Source organism: Mesorhizobium sp. Root157 (assembly GCF_001427385.1).
Taxonomy (GTDB): domain Bacteria; phylum Pseudomonadota; class Alphaproteobacteria; order Rhizobiales; family Rhizobiaceae; genus Mesorhizobium.
In genome coordinates, this window is the sequence record NZ_LMGJ01000035.1 from 1 (window position 1) to 25,341 (window position 25,341).

Annotated in this window: 25 protein-coding genes; 15 read left to right on the forward strand and 10 right to left on the reverse strand. The window is 63.1% G+C overall.

Annotated elements, in window-relative coordinates; genetic code table 11:
• The coding region (locus tag ASD64_RS16780; protein ID WP_200957843.1) for a 2-oxo acid dehydrogenase subunit E2 at positions 1 to 649 on the forward strand (649 nt) is incomplete at its 5' end.
• Between the two features lie 149 nt (positions 650 to 798).
• The gene (locus tag ASD64_RS16785; RefSeq protein ID WP_056107189.1) at positions 799 to 1,167 is read left to right on the forward strand and encodes a hypothetical protein; all 369 of its coding nucleotides are present in this window, start codon (positions 799 to 801) and stop codon (positions 1,165 to 1,167) included.
• Here the strand turns inward: ASD64_RS16785 and ASD64_RS16790 are convergent.
• Positions 1,164 to 2,135, reverse strand: coding sequence for a sugar-binding transcriptional regulator (locus tag ASD64_RS16790; RefSeq protein WP_056107202.1), 972 nt, complete (start codon positions 2,133 to 2,135; stop codon positions 1,164 to 1,166). The two genes, ASD64_RS16785 and ASD64_RS16790, sit on opposite strands and share 4 nt — an antisense overlap.
• 232 nt (positions 2,136 to 2,367) lie before the next feature.
• On the opposite strand from ASD64_RS16790, the gene ASD64_RS16795 reads away from it, so the two are divergent.
• The 5 genes from ASD64_RS16795 to ASD64_RS16815 all read left to right on the forward strand — a co-directional run bounded on the left by ASD64_RS16795 (position 2,368) and on the right by ASD64_RS16815 (position 8,179).
• A complete protein-coding gene (locus ASD64_RS16795) occupies positions 2,368 to 3,354 on the forward strand; it encodes an ABC transporter substrate-binding protein (protein ID WP_056107204.1) in 987 nt (328 codons plus the stop codon).
• A 154-nt stretch (positions 3,355 to 3,508) separates the two neighbouring features.
• The gene (locus ASD64_RS16800; RefSeq protein ID WP_056107207.1) at positions 3,509 to 5,212 is read left to right on the forward strand and encodes an ABC transporter permease; all 1,704 of its coding nucleotides are present in this window, start codon (positions 3,509 to 3,511) and stop codon (positions 5,210 to 5,212) included.
• Positions 5,200 to 6,279 (forward strand): ABC transporter ATP-binding protein, encoded by a 1,080-nt coding sequence (locus ASD64_RS16805; RefSeq protein WP_056107210.1) that lies wholly within the window; start codon positions 5,200 to 5,202, stop codon positions 6,277 to 6,279. The genes ASD64_RS16800 and ASD64_RS16805 overlap by 13 nt, the downstream gene beginning before the upstream one ends.
• On the forward strand, positions 6,276 to 7,445 hold the full coding sequence (locus tag ASD64_RS16810; protein WP_320410201.1) for an MBL fold metallo-hydrolase: 1,170 nt from the start codon (positions 6,276 to 6,278) through the stop codon (positions 7,443 to 7,445). The genes ASD64_RS16805 and ASD64_RS16810 overlap by 4 nt, the downstream gene beginning before the upstream one ends.
• Positions 7,442 to 8,179 (forward strand): 5'/3'-nucleotidase SurE, encoded by a 738-nt coding sequence (locus ASD64_RS16815; RefSeq protein ID WP_056107213.1) that lies wholly within the window; start codon positions 7,442 to 7,444, stop codon positions 8,177 to 8,179. Before ASD64_RS16810 ends, ASD64_RS16815 begins: the two co-directional genes overlap by 4 nt.
• A 15-nt stretch (positions 8,180 to 8,194) precedes the next feature.
• On the opposite strand, the gene ASD64_RS16820 is transcribed toward ASD64_RS16815, so the two are convergent.
• Both ASD64_RS16820 and ASD64_RS16825 read right to left on the reverse strand, forming a co-directional pair.
• Positions 8,195 to 8,869: an HAD family hydrolase gene (locus ASD64_RS16820; RefSeq protein WP_056107216.1), complete on the reverse strand. Its 675-nt coding sequence runs from the start codon at positions 8,867 to 8,869 to the stop codon at positions 8,195 to 8,197.
• A 76-nt stretch (positions 8,870 to 8,945) separates the two neighbouring features.
• Positions 8,946 to 9,596 carry a hypothetical protein gene (locus tag ASD64_RS16825; RefSeq protein WP_056107219.1) on the reverse strand — a complete coding sequence of 217 codons (651 nt, stop codon included), beginning with the start codon at positions 9,594 to 9,596 and terminating at the stop codon, positions 8,946 to 8,948.
• A 161-nt stretch (positions 9,597 to 9,757) separates the two neighbouring features.
• Between ASD64_RS16825 and ASD64_RS16830 the strand changes: the two genes are divergently transcribed.
• Genes ASD64_RS16830 through ptsP form a run of 5 tightly spaced genes read left to right on the forward strand, consistent with a single transcriptional unit; the run spans position 9,758 to position 14,466 of the window.
• Positions 9,758 to 10,195: a transcriptional regulator GutM gene (locus tag ASD64_RS16830; RefSeq protein ID WP_056107222.1), complete on the forward strand. Its 438-nt coding sequence runs from the start codon at positions 9,758 to 9,760 to the stop codon at positions 10,193 to 10,195.
• Between the two features lie 54 nt (positions 10,196 to 10,249).
• Entirely contained in the window at positions 10,250 to 11,011 is a 762-nt protein-coding gene (locus ASD64_RS16835) for a PTS glucitol/sorbitol transporter subunit IIC (protein ID WP_156460196.1), read from the forward strand.
• Positions 11,012 to 11,028: 17 nt separating this feature from the next.
• Positions 11,029 to 12,036, forward strand: a complete 1,008-nt coding sequence (locus tag ASD64_RS16840; protein WP_056107227.1) for a PTS glucitol/sorbitol transporter subunit IIB — start codon at positions 11,029 to 11,031, stop codon at positions 12,034 to 12,036.
• Positions 12,037 to 12,058: 22 nt separating this feature from the next.
• The gene (locus tag ASD64_RS16845) at positions 12,059 to 12,439 is read left to right on the forward strand and encodes a PTS glucitol/sorbitol transporter subunit IIA (protein WP_056107230.1); all 381 of its coding nucleotides are present in this window, start codon (positions 12,059 to 12,061) and stop codon (positions 12,437 to 12,439) included.
• A gap of 32 nt (positions 12,440 to 12,471) precedes the next feature.
• Positions 12,472 to 14,466 (forward strand): phosphoenolpyruvate--protein phosphotransferase, encoded by a 1,995-nt coding sequence (gene ptsP / locus ASD64_RS16850; protein WP_056107232.1) that lies wholly within the window; start codon positions 12,472 to 12,474, stop codon positions 14,464 to 14,466.
• A 101-nt stretch (positions 14,467 to 14,567) separates the two neighbouring features.
• Here ptsP and ASD64_RS16855 read toward each other — a convergent pair whose 3' ends face one another.
• Positions 14,568 to 15,374 (reverse strand): hypothetical protein, encoded by an 807-nt coding sequence (locus ASD64_RS16855; RefSeq protein ID WP_056107235.1) that lies wholly within the window; start codon positions 15,372 to 15,374, stop codon positions 14,568 to 14,570.
• Positions 15,375 to 15,530: 156 nt separating this feature from the next.
• Between ASD64_RS16855 and ASD64_RS16860 the strand changes: the two genes are divergently transcribed.
• From ASD64_RS16860 to ASD64_RS16870, 3 genes are all read left to right on the forward strand, one after another.
• On the forward strand, positions 15,531 to 16,544 hold the full coding sequence (locus tag ASD64_RS16860) for a sugar-binding transcriptional regulator (protein WP_056107238.1): 1,014 nt from the start codon (positions 15,531 to 15,533) through the stop codon (positions 16,542 to 16,544).
• A gap of 54 nt (positions 16,545 to 16,598) precedes the next feature.
• Entirely contained in the window at positions 16,599 to 18,149 is a 1,551-nt protein-coding gene (locus ASD64_RS16865) for an alkaline phosphatase family protein (protein WP_056107241.1), read from the forward strand.
• Positions 18,150 to 18,362: 213 nt separating this feature from the next.
• Complete coding sequence (locus ASD64_RS16870) at positions 18,363 to 19,514, forward strand: MFS transporter (RefSeq protein WP_244480837.1); 1,152 nt, start codon at positions 18,363 to 18,365, stop codon at positions 19,512 to 19,514.
• A gap of 26 nt (positions 19,515 to 19,540) precedes the next feature.
• Here the strand turns inward: ASD64_RS16870 and ASD64_RS16875 are convergent, their stop codons facing one another.
• From ASD64_RS16875 to ASD64_RS16900, 6 genes are all read right to left on the reverse strand, one after another.
• Positions 19,541 to 20,002, reverse strand: coding sequence for an RrF2 family transcriptional regulator (locus ASD64_RS16875; RefSeq protein WP_056107247.1), 462 nt, complete (start codon positions 20,000 to 20,002; stop codon positions 19,541 to 19,543).
• A 246-nt stretch (positions 20,003 to 20,248) separates the two neighbouring features.
• The gene (gene cysP, locus ASD64_RS16880; protein WP_056107249.1) at positions 20,249 to 21,235 is read right to left on the reverse strand and encodes a thiosulfate ABC transporter substrate-binding protein CysP; all 987 of its coding nucleotides are present in this window, start codon (positions 21,233 to 21,235) and stop codon (positions 20,249 to 20,251) included.
• A gap of 144 nt (positions 21,236 to 21,379) precedes the next feature.
• Positions 21,380 to 22,426 (reverse strand): sulfate/molybdate ABC transporter ATP-binding protein, encoded by a 1,047-nt coding sequence (locus ASD64_RS16885; protein ID WP_056107251.1) that lies wholly within the window; start codon positions 22,424 to 22,426, stop codon positions 21,380 to 21,382.
• Between the two features lie 12 nt (positions 22,427 to 22,438).
• Positions 22,439 to 23,320 (reverse strand): sulfate ABC transporter permease subunit CysW, encoded by an 882-nt coding sequence (gene cysW / locus ASD64_RS16890; RefSeq protein ID WP_056107257.1) that lies wholly within the window; start codon positions 23,318 to 23,320, stop codon positions 22,439 to 22,441.
• Positions 23,313 to 24,164: a sulfate ABC transporter permease subunit CysT gene (gene cysT / locus ASD64_RS16895; RefSeq protein ID WP_056107260.1), complete on the reverse strand. Its 852-nt coding sequence runs from the start codon at positions 24,162 to 24,164 to the stop codon at positions 23,313 to 23,315. Before cysT ends, cysW begins: the two co-directional genes overlap by 8 nt.
• Before the next feature lie 27 nt (positions 24,165 to 24,191).
• The gene (locus ASD64_RS16900) at positions 24,192 to 25,220 is read right to left on the reverse strand and encodes a sulfate ABC transporter substrate-binding protein (RefSeq protein WP_056107263.1); all 1,029 of its coding nucleotides are present in this window, start codon (positions 25,218 to 25,220) and stop codon (positions 24,192 to 24,194) included.
• Between the last annotated feature and the right edge of the window lie 121 nt (positions 25,221 to 25,341).

Here is a 25,341-nt window from a genome sequence, read left to right on the forward strand (position 1 = left end):
CAAGTCGACCATCCCGCATTTCTACCTGACGCTCGACTGCGAACTCGACGCGCTCCTGGCGTTGCGCAAGCAACTCAACGATGCAGCCCCGGTCAASAAGACCGAAAAGGGCGAGGCGCCGGCCTACAAGCTGTCGGTCAACGACATGATCATCAAGGCGATGGCGCTGGCGCTGGCGCAGGTGCCGGACGCCAATGCGTCRTGGACCGAAAGCGCCATGGTCAAGCACAAGCACGCCGATGTCGGGGTGGCGGTGTCGATCCCSGGCGGACTGATCACGCCGATCGTGCGGCGGGCCGAGGAAAAGAGCCTGTCKGYRATCTCCAACGAGATGAAGGACCTGGCCGCGCGGGCCCGGACCCGCAAGCTGAAGCCGGAGGAATACCAGGGCGGCACGACGGCTGTGTCGAACCTCGGCATGTTCGGCATCAAGGATTTTGCCGCCGTCATCAACCCGCCGCATGCGACGATCCTTGCGGTCGGGGCAGGCGAGGAGCGGGCGGTGGTCAAGAACGGCGAGATCAGAATAGCCACCATCATGTCGGTGACCTTGTCGACGGATCACCGGGCGGTCGACGGCGCACTGGGCGCCGAACTGCTCGGCGCCTTCAAGCGCCTCATCGAAAACCCGATGGCCATGCTGGTGTAGGGCAGGGCACAGTCGATCTGCGGGCCATCTTTCTGGCCGCCGTTTGATCTTCCACAGTGACCGATCTGCAAGATCGGCTATATTGGGTTGACGATATGGAATGCCTCCCGGCTCTGCGGGCGGCGATTGGTTCAAGAGGAATTCTGTCCATGCCTCCGTTCAGCCCTTTGGAAGTCAGGAATTTTGTTTCCAAGGTCATGGGTGCGTCGCCGGCCGACATCAGGTTGATGGCCCAGCGCCTGCACGACCACGCCTTCGAGGAACGCATGTCGCCGGAGGACACCAAGGCGTTCGTGCGCGGCCTGGGCTATGACAGCCTGGAAGCATTCTGCACTGAAATCGGGCTGCCGGCCCATATTGCCGAACGCTGGAGCCGTTTTGGCGTCTCGGGCGAGATGCGGCAGGTGTTCACGCTGCTGGCCAGCCAGCGCCGGCGCATGGCCGAGGCGATCGAGGAATTCGAGGAAATGACGCATGTCGGCGTCGATGATTTCCTGCGCGAGCGCGGCTTGATCTAGCCTTCGCTGAGCGCCTTCGCCGTCTCGCTGTCGGTGATCAGCACATTGGCGTCGACGGCTTTCAGCGCCGCGCGTATCGCCGCGATCTTGTGCCGCCCGCCGGCGGCCAGAACGACATTGGGAACGGCGCTTACGACGTCGAGGCCAATAGCCATGACGCGGTCGTTGACCTCGTGTTCCACCAGCTTGCCGGCCGCATCGATAAAGTAGGACAGGATGTTGGCCACCGCGCCCTTGGCCTTCAGCGAGGGGATGAGCGCTGCCGGTGCAATCGCATGGCGGAATATGGTCGCGTCGGGCGATACCTCGCCGACGGTGATCAGCGCTATGTCGGCACCGGCGGCACGCTGTCTGACATCGAGCAGTTCCGGCTGTGCCCACAAAAGGTCGCGCAAAGCCGGGTCGTGAACCATCACCGGCGCGGTGATCTGGTAGCTGTCGACGCCGAACACTTCAGCCACCTTGGCGGCAACGATCGACGGGTTGATCCACTGCGAGTGCGGCAGGCTGCCGACCAGGCCGATCACCGAGGCGGACCTGAGCTGCCGCCTGGCCATGAAGGCAAGGCTGGCGTGCAGCGTCGCGCCGCCGCCAATGGCCAGCGTCATGCCGTCCTGCATTTGCTCGCCGAGATAAAGGGCGACGGCATGGCCGATCGCCTTTTCCAGATGTTCCGTGCCCGATGGCGTCGGCACGACCACGGCAGCGTCAAGCTTCCAGCGCTTTTCAAGGGCGCGCTCGAGCGCAACCTGTCCGGCCGTTTCCGCATTGATGGTGGTGACCACCACCCCTTCGGCGGTGCAGGCGGCAAGTGTGCGCATGACCTTCACGCGACTGACGTTCAGCTTCGCCGCGATCTGTTCCTGGGTCAGTCCCTCGACATAATAGAGCCAGGCCGTCTTGACGTTCAGGTCGGAGGACACCATCGGCACGCCGCCATCGGCCTCGCTCGGTCTGTCTTTGCCCATCGCGCTTTGCTCCTGCGCATTCGCGCCTTATCGTTGCGCTTATTGTGAACTTCGCGCGTGACGATTTTGTCACTCTAACAATGTTCATTTGTATTTGACAACGAACAAATGAACATATCATATGAAGGCAGGCGTGTTGTCATCCACGGGTCATATACGCCGTGCAGGGAGGAGCAGGCTTTGTCCGGGCCAGGAACCGGAGACGCCATGCACAAAGGATCAGGAGGTCTCTATGAAGACGCGTTTCATCACCCTATTGGCAAGCCAGGTCGCGGTTGCCGCCATGCTCGTTTCAGGATCGGCCAGCGCCGATACGCTCACCCTCTACACGTCGCAGCCAGAAGCGGATGCGGCCAAGACGGTCGATGCCTTCAAGGCCGCTCATCCCGGCACCGAAGTGAACATCTACCGTTCCGGCACCAGCGATGTCATGACCAAGCTGGCCGCCGAATTCGCCGCCAACAGCCCGCAGCCCGACGTGCTTTTGATCGCCGATGCGGTCAGCATGGAACTGCTGAAGAAAGACGACAGGCTGCTCGCGTATCCCGAGGCCAAGCTCGATGGCTTTGAGGCCGACGCCTATGACAAAGACAAGACCTATTTCGGCTCCAAGCTGATCACCACCGGTATCGCCTACAACACCGGCGCGGCCGAGAAGCCGGCGCATTGGGCAGACCTTGCCAAGCCGGAATACAAGGATGGCCTCGTCATGCCGAGCCCGCTCTATTCGGGCGCGGCCGCATATCTTCTGTCCGGCTTCACCGGCGACAGCAACTATGGTTGGGACTTCTTCCAGAAGCTCAAGGACAACAACACCGTCAGCGTTCGCGGCAATGGCGCGGTGCTGAAGTCGGTGGCGAGCGGCGAGAAGCCCTACGGTATCCTGGTCGATTTCATGGCCATGAATGCGAAGGCGAAAGGCTCTCCGGTCGAGTTCGTGTTCCCTGAGGAAGGCGTGCCTGCCGTGACCGAGCCGGTTGCCATCATGAAGACCGCCAAGAACGCCGAAGGCGCCAAGGCTTTCGTCGATTTCATCCTCTCGGATGAAGGCCAGAAGCTGGCGCTGGACATGGGCTACCTGCCGGCCAAGGCGTCTGTCGGCCGTCCAGCCTGGCTGCCTGAAGGCGTTGCCGTCAAGGTGATGTCGTTCGACACCAAGGCGATCGTCGGCGCAACCGAGGCCGACAAGGCCAAGTTCTCGGAGATGTTCGGCGGTTGACCGATCGTTAGCTGTTCGCTGCGGCGCATGGTGTTGCCGCAGCGAACGCCGCATCGTTTCCGCGCAGGAACGACGCATGATCCCTCGGCAAACACAAACGGGCAAAGCTCCCGGTTTGCCGTGCAGCCGTCACGCATTCGTTAGGAACGCAACCATGACCGCAAGGGTGAAGGAAAGCCGGGGCCAGGAAATGGCCCTGACGGCGGCGGTAGCCTTTGTCATCGTGCTTTTGTCGCTGCTGCCGATGCTGCGCCTCTTGAAGGAGGTCGTGGCACCGGGGGGCGTGGTGTCCGACACCGCAATCCGGTTGGGTCTGTCAAGTTCCGCGACCTGGGTGGCGACATGGCACACACTTGTCGTCGGCATCGGCGGCACGGTGCTCGCCGTCGCGCTTGGCACCTTCGTTGCCCTTCTGGTGACGCTTTCCGACATTCGCGGACGCGGCGCGCTGATCCTTTGCTATGTCATGCCCCTGATGATCGCGCCGCAGGTGACGGCGCTGGCCTGGCTGCAACTGTTCGGCCCGGCAAGTCCCCTGCTGAAGCTGCTCGGCATCGCGCCGCCGCTCGGCACCCGCAATCCGCTCTATTCCACGCAAGGCATCATCCTTTTGCTCGGCGTGCAGTATGGGCCGTTGGTGTTCCTTCTCGTGCGTGCCGGTTTGCGCAAGCTGCCGCGTGAACTGGTCGAAGCCGCGCGGGCAGGCGGTGCCGGCTGGTTCACCGTGCTGCGCACGGTCGTGCTGCCGCTGATGACGCCGTCGATCATGGCGGCTGCGGCGCTGGCTTTCGTGTCATGCGTCGGCAATTTCGGCATTCCTGCCTTCCTCGGCATTCCCGCCAACTATCTCGTCCTGCCGACGCTGATCTACCAGAAGCTTGCCGGCGGCGGCCCGGCGGTACTGGGGGAGACGGCGTTCCTTTCCGTCCTGATCGGCGTCATCGCCATGGCCGGCATCGTTACCCAGGAAATCATGAGCCGCAGGCGCGACTACCGCATCTCGTCCACCTCGCTGCCGGCCGAGCCATACGAACTTGGGCGCTGGCGAGCGCCGGTCGAAGCAGGCATATGGCTGCTGATCGTTCTGATCCTCGTCCTGCCGCTGTTCGGCCTGATGCTGACGTCATTGGTGCCCGGCTATGGCATTCCGCTTTCAACCGCGACCGCCACGCTCGACAATTATCGTTTCATTCTGTTCGAGCATGCCGGGTCGCGGCGCGCCTTCTTCAACAGCTTCGCCTTGTCGATCGCGGCGGCGGCGTTCGCCGTTCTCGTTGCCGTGCCCGTCGGCTATCTGATCGCCTGGGGCAGGCAAAGGTGGATCAGGCTGGTCAACCTAGCGATCGAACTGCCTTATGCGCTGCCCGGCGTGGTGCTCGCCATCGCAGCGCTGCTGATGTTCCTGCGGCCGATCCCGTTCACCGGCATCCAACTCTACAATACCGTCTGGATCATCCTCTACGCCTATCTCGCCCGTTTCCTAGTGCTGGCGCTGCGGCCCACCGTCAGCGGCTACCACCAGATCGACCGGGCGCTTGAGGAAGCGGCCCAGGTTGCCGGGGCAGGGTTATTCATACGGCTGCGAACAATCGTGTTTCCGCTGGTTGCGCCGGCGGCGATTGCGGGCGGCCTGCTCATCTTCATGACCGCGCTCAGCGAACTGACGGTCTCGGCGCTTTTGTGGTCGTCCGGCTCTGAGACCATCGGCGTGGTAATGTTCTCCTTCGAGCAGGGCGGCGATTCCAACTATGCGGCGGCAATGTCGGCCATCACCGTGGCGATCACGTTCGTCCTCATGCTGGTGACCAACCTGCTTGCCCCTTATCTTCCCAGCGGAGTGCTGCCATGGCGGGACTGACCATCGCCAATGTGACCAAGACCTTCGGCGACTACGATGCCGTCAAGGATGTGTCGCTCGACGTTCGCGACGGCGAATTCCTTGCCGTTCTCGGCCCTTCCGGCTGCGGCAAGACGACCCTGCTCAGGCTCGTCGCCGGCTTCGAGAAAATCAGTTCGGGTCAGATTCGTATTGGCAGCGATGTCGTCTCCGATGCCAGCGGCAGCGTACCGCCGGAAAAGCGGCGGGTCGGCATCGTCTTCCAGAACTATGCCTTGTGGCCGCACATGACCGTGGCCGAGAATGTCGGCTATTCGCTGAAAGTGGCCAAGGTGGACAAGGCCGTCGCGCGCCAAAGGGTGGCGGACGCGCTGGCGCTGGTCAATCTGGACGGCCTGTCCGACCGCCGGCCCGCTAATCTGTCCGGTGGGCAAAGGCAGCGAGTCGCGCTGGCGCGCTGCCTGGTCGCAACACCTTCGCTGGTGCTGTTCGACGAACCGCTGGCCAATCTCGACGTTCATCTGCGCGCCTCGATGGAAGACGAGTTCGCCGATTTCCACAAGCGCACCGGCACGACGATCGTCTACATCACCCACGACCAGGCGGAGGCGATGGCGCTGGCCGACCGCATCGCGGTCATGGATCACGGCCGGTTGGCGCAGCTTGCCACCCCTCGCGACCTCTACCGCGAGCCGGCCAACGAAATGGTGGCCTCCTTCATCGCGCAAGGCATCGTTCTTCCGGCCAAGGTGCTGAGCGCCGAACAGACCGGGCATGCGCGCGTCGAGGTGCTGGGGCATGAGGTCGTGATCCGCTGCCGCCCCGGCGAACAGCCGCGCACGGATGCGAAAATCTGCATACGCTCCTCCGAACTGGAGATCGCCGGCAAGGATGAGGCGGGTTTCGACGCCGCCGTCACACGCGCCATCTACAAGGGCGGTGCGGTGCGTGTGGAGCTTTCGCCAACCCTTGACCCAAACCTCAATCTGCATGTCGAGCGACCGGAGCCGGGGGCGTTCGAAGCCGGATCGCAACTTCGCCTGAAGATCGTTTCCGGCTGGCTCATTCCGAACGGAAAGTCGGCATGACGCTGGCGATAGAACTTGCCGGCGGGTTTGGCGAAAAGGGCCGGACCAGCGTCGTCGTCGGCCGTGACGGGCGTCGCGTCATGCTCGACGCCGGCATCAAGGTCGGTGCGAGCGGCGAGGATTATTATCCGCACGCAGAGTCCATTGCCGATCTTGATGCGGTGCTCATCTCGCACGCGCATGAAGATCACGTCGGGGCGCTGAACTGGCTGCTGTCGAAGGGCTTTTCCGGCCGCATCCTGATGACGGCGGAAACGATGGACGAAGCGCCCGCGACACTCGAAGCCTATGCCGAGCCAGAGCTTTTGCGGGCATTTCCGTTTCCTGAACGGCGCATTGAGTTGTTCGAACCGGGCGACGTTCTGGATGTCGCCGGTCTCGGCATCCGCACCGGACGCTCCGGCCACGTGGTCGGCGGGGTCTGGTTTGCGGTGGAAGACGAGGAAAGCAGCGTCGTCTATTGCGCCGACGTGGTGCCCGACAGCGCCGTCTTTGTCATGGACCCCATCCCGCCTTGCGATCTGGTGATGCTGGATGCGTCCTACGGTGCCGACCCGGTATCGGGCACCGAACGCGCTGCGCAAATTGCCGGGTGGATCAAGGCACATGGCAGCGGCTGCCTGTTGCCGACGCCGCTGTCGGGACGCTCGCTCGAACTGATCGCCGCGATGCCGGGCCGCTTCGCCATCCATGCCTCGATGCGCGCGTCCTTGCAGGCGCAGATCGAAGCGGGGGCGGCGCTCAAGTCGGGTATCGGCGAGGTGCTGCGCCAGCGCCTCGTTCACGCTGTCGACTGGACGGACGGCCAGCCCTTGCCGGAGTGTCCCTTGCTTGCCGATGACGGGATGGGGCGCGCAGGACCCTCTTCGCGGCTCATTGCGCTGGCCGATGCATCCGGCTTCCCGATCCTGCTCAGCGGTCATCTGCCGGCTGGAACGCCGGGCGACGTCCTCCATGCCAAGGGCCGCGCCGACTGGATCAGGATGCCGACGCATCCGACCGTGTCGGGCAATGTTGCGATATGGGAAAAAGCGGGTCGTCCGCCGGTGCTTGGCCATTCCTGCGGGCCGGAAGATCTGGCGCGGCTTGGACAATACATTGCCGCCCTGCGGACCGGGTGCCGTACTGGCGACCGGCTGGTCGTAACGGAAGGAGAAACCGCGTGAGAATCCTGATTTCCAACGATGACGGGATCGATGCGCCGGGTATCGCTCGCCTTGCGGATGCGGCGCGGCGGCTAAGCGACGACGTCTGGGTGGTGGCGCCGGAAAAGAAGCACACCGCTGCGGGGCCGTCGCTCACGCTCGCCCAGCCGCTTGTCATGCAACGCCGGGACGAACGCCGTTTCTCCTGCTCGGGCCGGCCCGCCGACTGCGTGGTGGCGGCAATGGCCTGGCTGTTCAAGGATGAGCGCAAGCCGGACCTCGTGCTCGCCGGCGTCAATGACGGCCGCAACGTGGCCGAAGACCTCGCCTATTCCGGCACGCTCGGCATCGCCCGCGAAGCAACCTTCTGGGGCGTTCCCGCCATCGGTTTCTCGCGCGTGAAGAACCCGACCATCGGTGCCGATGACGAGGCCTGGTTGGCAAATCTCGTCGGTTCGCTGTGGAAACGGCGGGCAGAATGGGCGGTCGAAGGCCATTGGCTCAGCATCAACCTGCCGACCGCCTTGCCGGCTGAAATCCGCCAGCCGCGCATCGGGCGCGACAAGATCGCTGGCACTGCCGAAGTGGTCGAAAGCGACGGCGACCGCACTGTCATAATTGTGCCGCGCGGGCGGGCGCATGCCACCATGCCGGGCGACGAAAACAGCGTTATCGACACCGGCTCGGTCAGCATCAACCGTCTGAACTGGTTCGGCGAAACGCGCCTTGGCGACGGCTTGATCTCCAGCCTTTGAAGCGAAGAGACTGGTTCAGGCGGTAAAGCCCAGTCTGCCAAGCTGGTTGCCAACTTCGATCCAGTCCTTGCAAATCGCCGTCGCACCCCGCGCAGACAGCACTTCGCCGTGGCCGGGATAGCTGTGGCCGCCGCCTGTGTAGCCGAGTGCCGCCATGCCGGCGGCGACCGCGCCTTCAACACCGAAGGGCGAATCCTCGATCACCACGCAATTGGCCGGATCGGCATCCATCTTCTCGGCTGCAAACAGGAAGATGTCGGGCGCGGGTTTGCCGCGCTTGACCATCGACGACGAAAAGATCGCGTCGCCGAAGAATGGCGCCAGCCCGGTGACGTCGAGGCTGTGATGGATGCGCTCCAGCGACGAGGACGACGCCACGCAGCGCTTCGCTTTCAGCGACGACAGGAATGCGGCGAGGTCGCGTGTCTGGGTCAATTGCTCGGTGAACAGGGCCTTTGTCTCGGCCCATATATCGTCGTCGGCGTCGGCCGGAAACTGATGGCCGGTGAGTTCCTTGATGCGCACGATGATGTCGGCCTGCTTCATGCCGATGCACTGGGCAATGACGTCGGCTGTGACGCCGCTCATGCCGTGCTTCTCATAGACGCGTTCATAAGCGATTGCCGCCAGCGGCTCGCTGTCCACCAGCACGCCGTCGCAGTCGAAAATGATCAGTTGGGGTGCAGCCACGCGCGACCTTCTCCATGCCGGGAAACCATGAACATCGCTATCGGTGAAAAGGCGAATGTTCAATAGCGCCGGCGGATTACCGTGTGGGCAACCCTGCCGGAGTTCCACCTGACAGCGATTGCAGCACCTGCTGCATGGCGCGCCGCGATGGCACATGGTCGGGCGCGATCCAGTTCGGCTCGCTGCCGAGGAAGCGGTCGAGGAAAGCCACCGCATAGGCCGGCATTTCGGTGACGTTTTCCCTATACGACCACCAGGTGCGCAGGTCGTCGGCGCATTTGTCGATGGCTGGAGCGGCGCCGAATTCCTGTTCGTGGATAGCCGCCACTGCCGAGACGCAGTAGTTGGTATAGAGGAAGCCTTCGGGCCAGAAGCGCACGATTTCCTCCGTGCTCTGCGGGACTGCGGTCCCTTCGTTTGGGTGCGCCGCTTCGCCGGTTGCCTTGGCCGGATCGTGGCGAATCAATTCGCGCAAAACGAGCCCGGCGGCAAAGACGATGAAATCGGCGCGGTTGATTTCGGCGAACCGTTTCTCAGCCTCCGCGATCTCGATCCAGTCGAGGAAGGCGCGGGTGAGCCTGGCGTCGTCGATGGCGAAGCGGACGCCGTACGCCTCCGTCACTGCGCGGGCGCTGGCGCGAAAAGTGGCGCGAAACCAGCGCAATCGCCTCAGCCGATGGCGCAGGTCGGGCATTGACGCCAACTCGTCCTTGAACCGAATATCCATCGCCAAATCCCTGTTGCGGGGTGATTCTAACATGCCGATCTGCCATGCCAACCGTGCTGTTAAATCATACATATTGACACTCAAGAAAACAAATGTTCTCTAATTAGGCATGTTTCGCCAACGAGCGTGCGGCCGCGCGGTGGCTTGGGAGGAAGGGCCTGATGGCAATCTGGCAATGGGCGTTGTTGCTGTTGGCGGTGGTCTGGGGGCTGCAGGCGCTCGGCGTCTGGCTGCAGATGCGCCACTATACCGACGTCTTCAAGGGCATCACCGAGAAGTACAGGGACGGTTTCGTCGGCGCGGGCAACAGCCGCGGCCGCTTCCGCAAGGGCACGATCGTCCTGCTGGTGGTGACGCCCGATCTGATCGTGCGCAGGCTGCTGGTCATGAGCGGCCGGTCGGTGTTCACCAAGTTCAAGCGCCATGAGGAATTCGAAGGGGCAACCCTCGACAGCATCCGGTCCAGCCCCGCGATTTTCGGGGAGGGGGAGCCCGGTGTGGCCGAGGCCGTGAAGCGGGCGATCGAGCAGGTCGACCGGGCACGGTCGGAGCCGGGGAGAAAGCCGGGTTCGCCCGGCTTGAGTGCAGCAAGCGCATAGAGGGCGCCGCAAGCCGGCCGAAATCGTACGGAACGCGCGGCATTAGGAGGAAAAATGTCTGTATTTTTAATGTTGGCGCAGCATGCCGACATGGCCGTGCAGAACCTGCATGTCGCAGGCTCGATGGCCCAGGATGCTGCTTTGCACGGCAAGCTTGCCTTGGAGCATGCTTCAGACCATCTCGTCATCCTGGCTCAAGCCGACACTGGCAATATCACGGTCGACCAGTTCAGGGAAAAACTGAGTGAGGTGCAGCAGGAAGAACAGCTTGGCTGGCTGACTGCCATCGGCAAATACTTCATCGGCATCTTCCAGAAGGGCGGCGAGGTCTTTGCCGGTTTCGTCACCGGCATCATCCCCACGCTCGTGGTTTTGATGACGGCATTTTATGCCATCACCGAACTTGTCGGCGAGGAGCGCGTGCATGGCCTTGCGCGCGGCGCCGGCAGGATTGCGCTGACCCGCTACACGGTTCTGCCGCTGCTGGCCGTGTTCTTCCTGACCAACCCGATGGCCTATACCTTCGGATCGTTCCTGGAAGAAAAGCACAAGCCGGCCTTCTACGACGCGGCCGTGTCCTACGTGCACCCGCCGCTCGGCCTGTTTCCGCACATCAATCCGGGCGAATATTTCGTCTGGGGCGGCATTCTGGTGGCGCTTCTCGAACTTGAGAAGAAAGGCGCAGTCGCCAGCGGTTACCACATCCAGGTGGCGATCTGGTACGCCATCGTCGGCCTCGTCGTCATCCTGTTCAAGGGCATGCTGACCGAACGCATCACAGCGATCATGGCACGCCGCCAGGGCGTTGAGTTGTGAGCGGGCGGGAGGACAATATGGCCAAGACATATAAAGCCGTAAAGATCTCCAAGGGCTCCGGTGGTTGGGGCGGCCCGCTCGTCATCCAGCCGACCGAGCAGCGCAGCAAGGTGGTTTCGGTCACCGGCGGCGGCATTCATCCGGTCGCCGCGCTGATTGCGGAAATGACCGGGGCCGAGGCCGTGGACGGCTTCAAGGCGCCGCCCATCGAAAGCGAGATGGCAGTGGTCGTCGTCGATTGCGGCGGCACGGCGCGGTGCGGCGTCTATCCGCGCAAGCGTATCCCGACCGTCAACCTGACGCCGGTTGGACAAGCCGGGCCGCTGGCCCAGTTCATCACGGAAGACATCTACGTTTCCGGCGTTAAAGCCGCCAATGTGACCATGGCGGACGGGTCCGAAGCGGCGACGACTGCAGGGGGAGCAGCATCCATGGTTTCCAGCAACAGCGACAAGGCTTCCACCGGACCGGCAGCGTTGCCGAACGAGGGCGGCTTCGTGAACCTGATCAGTTCGATCGGCCGCGTCATGGGCCGCGTGGTCGGCATCTTCTTCAATGCCGGCCGCCGCACCATCGACCAGATCATCAGGAACGTCCTACCGTTCATGGCGTTCGTGACCATGCTGATCGGCCTGATCCTCTATACCGGCATCGGCGACGTGCTGGCGCAACCGATGGGGCCGCTGGCCAACAACATCATCGGCCTCCTGATCATCTCGGCCATCTGCGGCCTGCCGTTCCTGTCGCCCATATTGGGACCGGGCGCGGTGATCGCGCAGGTGATCGGCGTCGCCATCATCGGCCCGCAGATCGCCAACGGCACGATCTCGCCCGCAATGGCCTTGCCGGCGCTGTTTGCCTACAACACCCAGGTGGGCTGCGATTTCGTGCCGGTCGGACTGGCGCTTGGCGAAGCCAAGCCCAAGACGATCGAGATCGGCGTGCCGGCGGTGCTGATCAGCCGCCAGGTCATGGGTCCGGTCTCCGTGCTGTTCGCATGGGTGGTCAGCCTGTTCGTCCTTTAAGAAACCAAAAGAGGTTCGCCACATGACAGTTCTCTTGAGAACACGGGTTACGGCCATCGGGCCCGAAGTGGCGGACCTCGCCGAAGGCGGCGTCATCATCCTGTTTGCGGATGGCTCGCCGCCGGAACTGGCCGAAGTGTCCGTTCTGCACAAAACGGAGCAAGGGCCCAGCGACGGCGCACCGCCGGTCGGTGCGTCGATCGCCATCGGGTCCGTTTCCGCCACCATCACCGCCATCGGGCCGAGCGCCTGGGCCAAGGTGCGCGAGATGGGGCACGTCGTGATTTCGTTCAACGGCGCGGACAGCGCCGAAAGACCGGGCGAGATCTGCGCGTCGCCGGTCGAGACGGATGAACTTGTCGCGGCATTGAAGCTGGACACGGTCATCACCATCGCGGCCTGAAATCAGGCGGTATGAAGAAGCAGAGTATTTGTATGGAACGCTCGACGATCGTCAGAGTGCACGAAGGATTGCACGCCCGTCCGGCCACAAGGTTCGTCAAACTCGCCAAGAGCTTCGAATCCGATGTCGATATCGTCAAGGACGGCAAGGCCGTCAGCGCCAAGAGTTCCGTCAAGCTGATGCTGCTCGGCGTCAAGGAAGGGCAGGAAGTCACCGTCCGGGCCAATGGAGCGGACGCCATCGAGGCTGTCGAGGCGCTGATCGGCTATCTGGAAAATCCGCTGGCCGGGCTGGACGAGCAGGACGCGCTCAAGGGCGACAGCGCGCCGGTTCAGGCGCCACAGCTTGCCTCACCGGAACCTCAAGCCGTACCAACCACGGAAGCCGGGCCAACCACGGAAGCCGGGCTTGTCGGCATCGCCGCCAGCGAGGGTGTGCATCTGGGACCTGCCTTCGCGCATTTCCCGCCGGAAATCGGCACTGAAGCGCGTACATTGGCGGCGCATGAGATCGAGCCAGAGATCGAGCGCTTCATGGCGGCAATCGCCGCCGTGCGGGCGCGCATGGACAAGGTCCTGGCCGACGAGACGCTGGCGGGCGGCGATCGCGGCATCGTTGCGGCACTGCGCGATATCGCTGGCGACGAGACGCTGGTTGGCGACACGGTTGCCATGATCCGCGATCGCGCCGATGCGGTTGCCGCCACCATCGCCGTCAGTTCAAGGCTGGCCGACGAATTCGGTGCGGTCGAAGACCCTTATCTCAACGCCCGCGCCGACGACATGCAGGCGGTGGGGCGGCAGATTTGCCTCGCCCTGCTTGGCCAGGACGATGTCAGCCTCGAACGGATTGCCCAAGGCGCTGTGCTCATCGCCGACGATATCGGCGCGTGGGATCTTGCGCGTGCGCCGTTGAAGCGAATCGGCGCCATCGTTTGCGGTCACGGCGGGGCGACGTCGCATATCGCCATCATCGCGCGCTCGCACGGCATCCCGGCGGTGCTCGGGCTTGGAGAGCGGGTCGCCGAACTGCGTTCGGCAAAAACGGTCGCGGTCAACGGGAATTCCGGGGCGGTCATTGCCGATCCCGATGCCGCAACGCGTGCCCACTACGAAAGACGCATGGGCGAGGCGACGACCGAGCGCGATGCGCTTTCGGTGTTCAAGGACACCGTGCCGACGCTTGCCGACGGCACAATCATCGAAGTGGCGGCCAATCTGGGCTCGCTGGAAGAAATCGAAGCGGCCAAAGAGGCCGGCGCGATGGGGGTGGGGCTGTTCCGCACCGAGCTTCTGTTCATGCGCCACATGCACCTGCCATCGGAAGACATGCAGGCCGAAACCTATGGCGCGCTGGCCAAGGCGTTCGCGCCCTATCCGGTCATCGTGCGCACGCTCGACATCGGCGGCGACAAGCCGATCGCCGGCATCGAGTTTCCGGAGGAGGAGAACCCGTTTCTCGGTTGGCGCGGCATCCGCATGTGCCTCGACCGGCCGGATATCTTCAAGCGGCAACTTCGCGCGCTGCTGCGCGCCGCCGTTCACGGCAACGTCAAGGTGATGCTGCCGATGGTCTCCGACATCGAGGAGGTGCGCCGGACGCGGTTGCTGATCGACGAATGCGCTGCCGAATTGAAAGCACAGGGTGCGGCGTTCGCGCCGTTTACGCTCGGCGTCATGATCGAGACGCCGGCGGCGGTGCTCATTGCGCCGGCATTGGCCAGGGAAGTGGCGTTCTTTTCCATCGGCACCAACGACCTCACCCAATATGTCATGGCCGCCGACCGGCTCAATCCGACGGTGGCCAAGCTCAACGATGTCGCCAATCCGGCTGTGATGGCGGCGATCGAAATGACGGTGCGCGCCGGGGTCGAAGCCGGCATCATGGTCGGCATGTGCGGCGAGGCGGCGGGCCGGCCCGACCTCATTCCTGCCTTCCTGCGCATGGGCTTGAGCGAACTCAGCATGAGCCCGGCCTCGATCCCGCGCGCCAAGAAAATCGTCTCCGAATTGGGCAAGGCGAGTTGATGAGATGCCGGCGTTGGTGGAAACCGATTCAACGGACCAAGCCACCTGCTTGTTTTCAAAGGGCTTTGCTTCTGAATCCCAGGGCGGCCCGCGGGCCTGTTTCAGCGCAGGTGAAACAGCAGCATCGCGAAGATAGGCGTCAGTTCGGCGACCGGATCGGTGGCGCGGCAAGCCGAAATGATCCGGTCCAGCCTGGCTTCGACGGCCAGCGCCGCGATTTCCAGCGGGTCGCAGTCCGGTTCGTCGGCCGTTCCCATGCTGGCCAGCCCGCAGGCAAGCGCCGCCGGCGCCAGCAGCGAGACGATCAAGGCGCTTTCGGCCTCGATCAGGTTTTTGGCCGCGCCTTCCACTATGTCGAGGCGCAACGGGCGCTGATGCAGAAATTCCAGGACCAGAGCCGCGCACATCTGCGTCACCTGTGCGGTGCGGTCCGTCTCGCCGGCTGCATTGCCGAGCGCCGCGATCAGGTCGGGGTAACGCTTGAGCATTGCGGCGTGAACGGCGGCGAAGCTTGCCTCATGCACGCGGTCGGCGCTGGCGTTCTTGCGCGCCAGCATTGCCTTGACCAGGTAATACATGTCGCGGCGGAAAGCCCGCTCTCCGGCCAGGGCTTTTTGCTTGCCCCTGAGCGGAAAATAGGTTTCGAACGAACGTGGCTGCGCCGCAGCGCGTCCTTCATGCGGCACCAGCGTTTCGGCCGCCGTCATGACGTCGTCGAAGGCGCTGACCGCATGGCCCAGCAGACCCTCCAGTTCACGCAATGGAAACGGCACGGGACTGTTGCCCGCCGCCGGCGGCACCGCATTCGAGCGGCCGCCGTCATGGCGGTGCTGGCGGATGGCGTGGCGAACGTCGCGCAGCCGGTCCTTCAGGTTGATGCGCACCTCTTCGGAGATTTCACGCAGCATTTCACGCCTCTGCTTGGTCTGGACGGCGCGCCGAACTTGCGCAACGTCGAAAGTAGGATTGTTCCCATCGCGCCCGCGGGGTCAATAGACCATATTGTGCACGCGCGCTGAATCGCTAAGGGTCTTGGCTAGAGAATTTCCGGGGAGAGCAAAGCTTTGGCAAGAAAGCCGCGCAAAAGTTCTGAGTCGGCCGAAGTCCAGGCGGGCAACCATGTAGCCAGCGAGAACCGCAGCGACCGTCTCCGGATTCGCGCCGCGTGGATGTATTTCATCGAGCAGATGACCCAGAACGAAATCGCCGACGTGCTGGGCGTCGGCCGGGTGACGGTGGTGCGCATGCTGGCCGAAGCGCGGGCCCGCGCCGAGGTCAAGATCGCCATCGAAAGCGAGTTGGTCGAGATCGTCAGGCTGGAGCGGGCGCTGGAGAAGGCCTTCGGCCTCGAACAGGCCATCGTGGCGCCGCTGTCGGCGCCTGAGGCAGATCCGATCCCGGCCATCGCGGCCAAAACCGGAAGCTTCGTGTCCGAAACGATGAAATCGGGCATGCGGGTGGGGGTCGGCTGGGGCCAGACCCTGTTCAGCAGCCTGCCGTTCATCAATTCCAAGTCGCTCAGCGACTTCAAGGTCATCTCGCTTCTCGGCGGCGTCGGTGTGGCGCGCCGGTTCAACCCCGCCGAATTCGCCTGGCGCTTCGCCCAGGTGTTCCAGGGCGACGGCTATCTCATCCCGACGCCGGCGGTGGTGGACAGTGTTGCAACCAAGGTGGCGCTGGTCGAACGCTGCGGCCTGCAGGAAATCTTCCAACTGGCGGATTCCCTGGATGCGGTGCTGGTCAGCATCGGGGGCATTGCGTCGGCGACCACGTTCTACCGTGGCGGCTTCCTCAAGGAGGCCGAACGGGAGGCGCTGCTTGCGCGCGGCGCGGTCGGCGACCTCTTGTTCCACTTCTTCGACAAGAACGGCGATCTCGTCGACCATCCGGTCAACGATCTCGTCATGTCCGTGGACGTGAAGCGGCTGCGCCGTGCGCCGATGCGCATCCTGACCTCGGGCGGGCGGGAGAAGATCGAGGCGCTGCTCGGTGCGATGAACCTGTTCGCGCCTACCGTGCTGATCACCGACGAGGAAAGCGCGCGCCGCATGCTTGAGGCGCACAGGGCTCTTGCCTGACAGTTCAGCTGTTGGTTGAATTGCGCTCCTGATTCCGCAAACGAGGCCAAGCCTTTGACACAGAAGCCGAATGTCCTGTTCATCTGTGCCGATCAGTGGCGGGCCGACTGCATTTCGGCACTTGGCCATCCCAATGTCCGCACGCCGAACCTCGATGCGCTCGCCGCCGACGGCGTGCTGTTCCAGAATCATTTCGGCCAGTGCACGCCGTGCGGTCCGTCGCGCACCAGCCTGCTCACCGGCCTTTATTTGATGAACCATCGCTCCGGCCGCAACGGCACGCCGCTTGACGCCCGTCACACCACCGTGGCGGTGGAGGCGCGCAAGGCCGGCTACGAACCCGCCCTGTTCGGTTACACCGACACCAGCATGGATCCGCGCGGGCGCGACCCGGACGATCCGGTGCTGACCGGCTACGACAAGGGCGTCATGCCCGGCTTCGATGCCGCGCTGCATCTGCCCGACGACATGGCGGCCTGGGTGGCCGATCTCGAAACGAAGGGCTACAACCTGCCCAACGGCCGCGACGATGCCTTTCAGCCGCGCCAGCCTTTCGATCTACCGAAGGATCGCGGCTTCCGCTTCATTCCGGCCATATATCCGGCTGAGCAGAGCGAGACCGCCTTCCTCACCGATCGCTTCATCGATTGGCTATCGGAGCGCGAGCAAACGCCATGGTTTGCGCATTTCGTCTTCTACCGGCCGCACCCGCCCTTGATTGCGCCCGAACCCTACAATGCGCTCGTTGATCCGAAGGATGTGGCATTCCCGGCACGGGCGCCGTCGCTTGCCGAGGAAAAGCGGCAGCACCCGCTGCTCGCCTACGAGTTGGAACGGTTGAGCGAGCCGGGAAAATACGACGATCACAGCCCGCTCGATCCGGTTTCGGCCAACGACCTCGAAATCCGCCAGATGCGGGCCGCCTATTACGGGCTGGTCTCGGAAGTGGACCACCACCTCGGCCGCATCATCGCTCATCTCAAGGCGACGGGGCAGTACGAGCGGACGCTGATCGTCGTCACCAGCGACCACGCCGAGATGCTGGGCGAGCATCACACTTGGGGCAAGGAAATCTACTTCGACCAGGCATTCCATTTGCCATTGGTGATCCGCGACCCACGACCGGAGGCCGATGCCGCGCGCGGAAGCCGGGTCGAGGCCTTTACCGAGGCGGTCGACGTCATGCCGACAATCCTGGATTGGCTGGGCCTTGCGACGCCGCGCAGTTGCGACGGCGCTTCCCTGATGGGCCATGTGCGCGGCGCCGCGCCGGAAGTGTGGCGCAGCGAGGTGTTTTTCGAGCACGACTTCCGCACCGTGAAGGCCCAGCGGGCCGAGGCCGCGCTTGGCATCAGTTCCGACGAATGCAGCTATGCGGTGATCCGCGATGCGCGGTACAAGTACGTGCACTTCGCCGCCCTGCCGCCGCTTCTGTTCGACCTCGCGGCGGACCCGCATGAAATGCACAATCTTGCCGACCGGCCGGACATGGCGGCGACCGTGCGCGACTATGCGCAAAAGATGCTCAACTGGCGTCTTACCCACGCCGAGCGCACCTTGACCAACATGCAATTGACCAGCGAAGGCGTGTTCTCCCGCGCCTGATCCGCGGCAGCGGGGCACAAATTCCGACAGGTCGAGTTGGAGCGACGGCTTTCCGTCCGTGGCGTAGCAGTGCTGCGCTGCAAGCAGCTATGCTTGATGTGAACGTTGAAATGACGCAACCGGATGGCGGCTACCTTGCACACTTCTTCGCCTGCCTCCGAGGTTTCGCCCATCGACGGCCCCTATGCCTGGCTGCGGTTGATCATTTCGCTGATGCTCGGCACCATTGGCGGCGTCGGCATGTGGGCGGTGGTCGTGGTGCTGCCTTCCGTACAAGCCGAGTTCGGCGTCGACCGCGCCAGTGCCTCGCTGCCCTACACCGCCGCCATGGTCGGCTTTGCCGTCGGTAATATCGTCATCGGGCGCGCCATCGACCGCATGGGCTACTGGGTGCCTGCGCTGGTTTCGGCGCTCGCTCTTGGCACCGGCTTCCTGCTTGCCTCGCTGGCGCAGTCGAATCTTCAGTTCTCGCTGGTTCATGGCCTTTTCATCGGCACAGGCACGGCTTGCATCTTCGGACCGCTGATTGCCGATATTTCGCACTGGTTTCAGCGCCGCCGAGGCGTTGCCGTGGCGATTGCGGCGGCCGGCAATTATCTTGCCGGGGTCATCTGGCCGGCATTGATGCCGATGGCGATGGCGGCGCAAGGCTGGCGCTTCGTCTATGCCGGCATCGGCGTGATCTGCCTCGTCACCATGGTGCCGTTGATCCTGGCGCTGCGCCGCCCGGCGCCGCGCGAGGCCTTTGCCGGCCTTGGCAATGCGCGGCGTGCGCAGCCGATCTCGCTGTCGCCGCGCGCTTTGCAGGTGCTGCTCGTCATTGCCGGGCTTGGCTGCTGCGTGGCCATGTCGATGCCGCAGGTCCACCTGGTGGCTTATTGCATGGACCTCGGCTACGGCGTGGCGCGGGGGTCGGAGATGCTGGCAATGATGATGGCTGCAGGCATTGTCAGCCGCATCGCTTCCGGCTTCATCGCCGACCGCATAGGCGGGGTCAGGACCGTCCTGCTCGGCTCTGTCCTGCAATGTTTTGCGTTGATGCTCTACATACCCTTCGACGGCCTTGCTTCGCTTTACGTCGTGTCGCTGGTGTTCGGCCTGTCGCAGGGCGGCATCGTTCCCAGCTATGCGGTCGTCGTGCGCGAATACATGCCCGCCTCCGAAGCCGGGCAGCGCGTCGGCATCGTCATCACGGCGACCATCCTGGGCATGGCGATAGGCGGATGGATGTCCGGCTGGATCTACGATCTGACCGGATCGTATGCGGCGGCGTTCCTCAACGGCATCGCCTGGAACCTGCTCAATGTCCTCGTCATGGTGACGCTGTTGTGGAAGTCGCGCCGCGCCGTTGCGCTGACTGCGTGAGCGCAGGAACGCTCAGGTTCTAAATCTTATGTTCCCGCGTGCAGCCTGGAGGCAAGGTCGGCCGGGAAGTCGTCATTGTCGGCGTCGCGCATCGCTGCAAGGCTGCGGTTGTCGAGGACCTCGGCGATGGCCTCGCGCACTTCCAGCATCATGTGGCGGACTTCGCATGTCGTTTCGTCGCAGTCCTCGCAACGCTGGTATTGCGTGCGGCTGGCGCACGAGATCGGCGCCAGCGGCCCGTCGAGCACGCGGATGACGTGGCCGATCTTGATGTCGGCGGCCGGGCGAGCCAGCCGATAGCCGCCGTCCTTGCCCTTGCGGCTCTGGACGAAGCCGGCATTGCGCAGTTCACCCAGTATGGCGTCGAGGAACTTCTTGGGGATGTGATTGGCCACTGCGATATCGTTCACGAAAGCCAGTTGTTCGGGCGGCAGGCGCGACAGGTGAACGAGTGCCTTCAGACCGTATTTGCCTTTTTTCGTGAGCATGCCCGTGCCAGTTCTTGGAGTAGCCATGCGGCGATATCGTCAGCCGGCATTGTGCAGAAGCCTGGGCCCGAATTGGTCCGCCAAGCCACACAAGATAGAATCCAGAGAACTGATATACAATACAAAACGTATTGATTTTTCGTGACTTTTCGTGCTGCGGCAGGAATTCGCTAAAGTGGGGCGAGGCTGGCCATCAATAAAAAAGCCGGCGCAGGGCCGGCTCTTTCATTCTTTGAAGGAATGCGTTCAGCGATTGCCGTAGATCTGGTCGAGCAGACCGCCGGAAGCGAAATGTTCCTCCTGGACCTTATCCCAGCCGCCGAACACGTCCTCGACCGTAACCAGCCTGACTTCCGGAAAATTGGCCTTGAATTCGGCCTTCACAGCCTCATCGTGGACACGCAATCCGTTTACGGCCTCGATTTTCTGGCCAGCCGGCGAGTAGAGGAATTCGAGGTAGGATTTGGCCAGGTCGCGCGAGCCGTTGGCGTCCGCCACCTTGTCGACGATGGCGACCGGGAATTCGGCCAGCAGGCTGACGGACGGCGTGACCTGCTCGAAATTGCCCTCGCCGAATTCCTTGCGCACACCATAGGTCTCGGATTCGAAGGTGATGAGCACGTCGCCCAGTTCGCGCTCCACGAAGGTCGTGGTGGCGGCGCGGCCGCCGGTGTCGAACACCGGCACGTGATCGAAGATCTTGGTGATGAACTCCTTCACCTTGGCGTCGTCATTGTTGAACTTCTCCTTGGCGAAGGCGGTTGCCGCCAGATAGGTGTAGCGCGCGTTGCCCGAGGTCTTCGGATTGGGGAAGATCACCTGCACGTCGTCGCGCACCAGATCGTCCCAGTCCTTGATGTTCTTGGGATTGCCGGCGCGCACGAGGAAGGACGGCAGCGAATAGAAGGGCGAGGCGTTGTTGGCGAAATCCTTCTGCCAGTCGTCCGAGACCAGGCCGTTCTTCACCAGGAAATCGATGTCGGTCACTTGGTTGAACGTGACGACGTCTGCGGCCAGCCCCTCGACGATGGAGCGGGCCTGCTTCGAGGTTCCAGCATGAGACTGGTCGATGGTGACGCCGGGATGTTCGGCGACATAAGCCTTGTTGATCTCGACGAACAATTCGCGCGCAACGTCATAGGAGGCATTGAGCAGTTTGTCGGCGGACCATGCCGAGGCGGAAGACAATAGCAGGCCGGCAGCGGCGGTGGCGGCAAGCAGAAGGCGTTTCATGACAGGCTCCGGTGAAAGTGGTTCCATCATATAGCTGGAGCCGGTATCGGCCCGCGAGGCATGCCGCTGCTATCGAACTCGAATGGGAAGAATTTCCGTCTCAAAAAACCGGCAGACGAAGATGGAAATTCTCCCTCGGGTTACTCAGGCTCCGGCGGTCGGAAAAACCTTCCATTTCCGCGGCCTGAACGCGATGCGGCTCTTCTGCGCGGAGGGATGGTCGACCGGCAATTCGATCTCGACGCGCTCGCGGTGCCCGCCGATTTCGAGTTCCACCCGCTTGGTGCCGGCTACGCGGCGGCTGGCGGCGACGGTGCCGGCGAGGCAACCGGAACAGCCATCCAGCAATTCGACATCGTGGGGGCGGAAGAACAGCGTCGCCGGACCGCTTGGCGCCCCAGCTGCGGAAAGGCCGATCGGACGGTCGGCAAGCCAGAGCTGGTCATCCTCGATCTTGACCGGCAGCGAACTGGAATCGCCGATGAAGCCATAGACGAAGGGGGAGTTCGGTTCGTCGTAGACTTCGTCCGCGGTGCCGACCTGTTCGATGCGGCCCTGGCTCATGACCACGACCCGATCGGCCAGTTCGAGCGCTTCTTCCTGGTCGTGGGTGACGAACACGGTGGTGTGGCCGGTGGCCTCGTGGATTTCGCGCAGCCAGCGGCGCAGTTCGCGGCGCACCTGGGCGTCGAGCGCGCCGAACGGCTCGTCGAGCAGCAGCACCTTCGGCTCGATGGCCATGGCGCGGGCAAGTGCGACGCGCTGGCGCTGGCCGCCGGACAATTGCGCCGGATAGCGCTTCTCGAGGCCGGACAATTGCACGAGGTCGAGCAGCCTGGAGGCGCGCTTGCGGATTTCGTCTGCCGGCGGGCGCGATGCGTTTGGCCTGACCTTCAGGCCGAAGCCGATATTGTCGGCCACGGTCATATGGCGAAACAGCGCGTAGTGCTGGAACACGAAGCCGACATTGCGCTCGCGGATCGATTTTTCGGAAGCATCGTCCTCGCCGAAGAAGATCTTGCCGATGGTCGGCTGCTCGAGTCCGGCTATCAGGCGCAGCAGCGTCGTCTTGCCCGAGCCAGACGGTCCCAGAAGCGCGATCAGTTCGCCGGAACGGATGTCCAGCGAGACATCGTGCAGGGCAGGGAAGGTGTCGAATTCCTTGCGGACGTTTTCTACGCGAACTTGCATGTGAGTACCCCGTCAATGTCCGCGAGTGGCGGCAAGTTCAGCGCCGTAGCGCAATTCCAGAAGCGATTTCAGCGCCAGCGTCACCAGCGCCAGCCCGGCCAGCAGCGAGGCGACGGCAAAGGCGCCGGCGGCGTTGTATTCGTTATAAAGGATCTCGACATGCAGCGGCATCGTGTTGGTCTGGCCGCGAATGTGGCCGGACACCACCGAGACCGCGCCGAACTCGCCCATGGCGCGCGCGTTGCATAGGAGCACGCCATAGAGCAGGCCCCATTTGATGTTGGGCAGCGTGACATACCAGAAGGTCTGCCAGCCATTGGCGCCGAGCGAAATCGCCGCCTCCTCGTCGCCGGTGCCTTGGGCTTCCATCAGCGGGATCAGTTCGCGCGCCACGAAGGGGAAGGTGACGAACACAGTCGCCAGCACGATGCCCGGCACGGCGAACAGGATCTCGATTCCATTGTCCTTCAGCCATGGCCCGAGCGTGCTTTGCGCGCCGAACAGAAGCACGTAGACGAGGCCGGAAATGACCGGAGAAACCGAGAAGGGCAGGTCGACGAGCGTGGTCAGGAAGGCCTTGCCCTTGAACTCGAACTTGGCGATGGCCCAGGCTGCGGCCACGCCGAAAACGAGGTTGAGAGGCACGGAAATGGCGGCGACCGTAAGCGTCAGGCGAATGGCCGAACGGGTGTCCGTTTCTGTCAGCGTCTGCAGGAAATATTCCAGCCCCTTGCGCGACGCTTCCATGAACACCAGGACGAGCGGCAAAACCAGGAACAGTGCGAGAAACGCGAAGGCGATGCCCATCAAAGCCCAGCGGGCAGGCCGCGATTCCGTTATGCCGGAAGCGCTTTCGAGGTCGGTGTCGGCGGCGAACAGGACCGGATCAGCCATAGCGCTTGCGGCTCCACGCCTGGAGGAGGTTGATGACCAGAAGCATGACGAACGAGATGATCAGCATGATCGCCGCAATCGCAGTCGCCGCCGGATAGTTGAACTCTTCCAGCCGGATGATGATGAGCAGCGGGGCGATCTCGGTCACGTTGGGCAGGTTGCCGGCAATGAAGATGACGGAGCCGTATTCGCCGACGCCGCGCGCGAAGGCCAGCGCGAAGCCGGTGACGATCGCGGGTGCGAGGCCGGGAAACAGGACCCTCGAAATGGTCTGGAACCGGGTCGCGCCAAGGGTTGCGGCAGCCTCCTCGATCTCCTTGTCGATTTCCTCGATGATCGGCTGGACGGTACGGACCACGAACGGCAGGCCGATGAAAACGAGCGCCGCGACAATGCCGAGCGGCGTATAGGCCACCTTGATGCCAAGCGGAACAAGCAGTGAGCCGATCCAGCCCTTGGGTGCGTAGAGCGTTGTCAGCGCTATGCCCGCCACGGCAGTCGGCAGGGCAAAGGGCAGGTCGACCATGGCATCGACGATGCGCCGGCCCGGAAATGGGTAACGCACGAGAACCCATGCCACGATGGTTCCGAAAACCACGTTGACGGCGGCAGCCGCGAGCGCCGTGCCGAAGCTGATCTTCAGCGCGTTCAGGGTCCGCCGATCCATGGCGATGGCCCAGAAATCTGCCCAGCCCAGCGAGGCGGAACGCCAGGCCAGGCCCGACAGCGGGATCAGGATGATGAGGGTGAGGTAGACGAGCGCAAAGCCGAGCGTCAATCCGAAGCCCGGAATGACGCTCGGTTTCTTGAATCTCCACCCCGCTTGCGCGGAAGCTGTGGTCATGCCGCCCCTTGCTTTCGTTCGTTCAGGTTACTGTGCAGGCTTGTAGATCTGGTCGAATATACCACCATCGCCGAAGTGATAAGGCTGGGCTTTTTTCCAGCCGCCGAAGAGCGGGTCGTCGATGGTGACCAGCTTGATGTCGGGCAGGGCAGCCAGTGCTTCCGGCGGAACCAGGTCGCGCTTGGCCGGCCTGTAGTGGTTCTGGGCGATGATGGTCTGGCCCTCTGCGGAATAGAGATAGTTCAGATAGGCTTCCGCAACCTTGCGGGTGCCTTTTGCATCGACGTTGGCGTCTACGATAGCCACCGGCGGTTCCGCAAGGATCGATGTCGGCGGAAAGACGATGTCGAACTGGTCGGCGCCAAACTCGTCCAGCGCCAGATAGGCTTCGTTTTCCCATGCCAGCAGCACGTCGCCCAGACCGCGCTCGGCAAAGGTGACGGTGGAGCCGCGCGCCCCGGTGTCGAGCACCGGCACGTGTGAGAAGAGGTTGGCGATATATTCCTTGATCTTGGCCTCATCGCCGCCAAACTGCGTGTTGGCCCAGGACCATGCGGCAAGATAATTCCAGCGGGCTCCGCCGGAAGTCTTCGGGTTCGGCGTGATGATCTCGACGCCTTCCTTGGTGAGATCGCCCCAATCCTTGATCGCCTTGGGGTTGCCCTTGCGTACCAGGAAGATGATCGTCGAGGTGTAGGGGGCGGAATTGTTCTCGAATTTCGAACGCCAGTTCGGATCGATCTTCTTGGAGTTCTCGACGATCGCGTTGATGTCGCTCTCCAGCGCCAACGTCACCACGTCGGCATCCAGGCCGTCGATGACGGCGCGAGCCTGTTTGCCGGAGCCGCCATGCGACTGCTGGATGGTGACGGTTTCGCCGGTTTCGGCCTTCCAGTGCTTGGCAAAGGCTTCGTCATAGGCCTTGTAGAGTTCGCGGGTGGGGTCGTAGGAAACGTTGAGGATGGTCGTGTCGGCCAGAGCGAAGCCCAAAGTGCCGAACTGGACCGAGCCGGCAACCAGTATTCCGAGCCACTTGTTGATGTGAGAATGGGTCATGGAACCCTCCGTTGATCACAGCTTTACTCTACTGATTTTGTAGAGATTGGATGCGCTCAGCATTGCGTTTTTACGGTTGAGAGGGCGCTTCTGTTCCCAAAATTCAGCCGGAAGAGGGAGA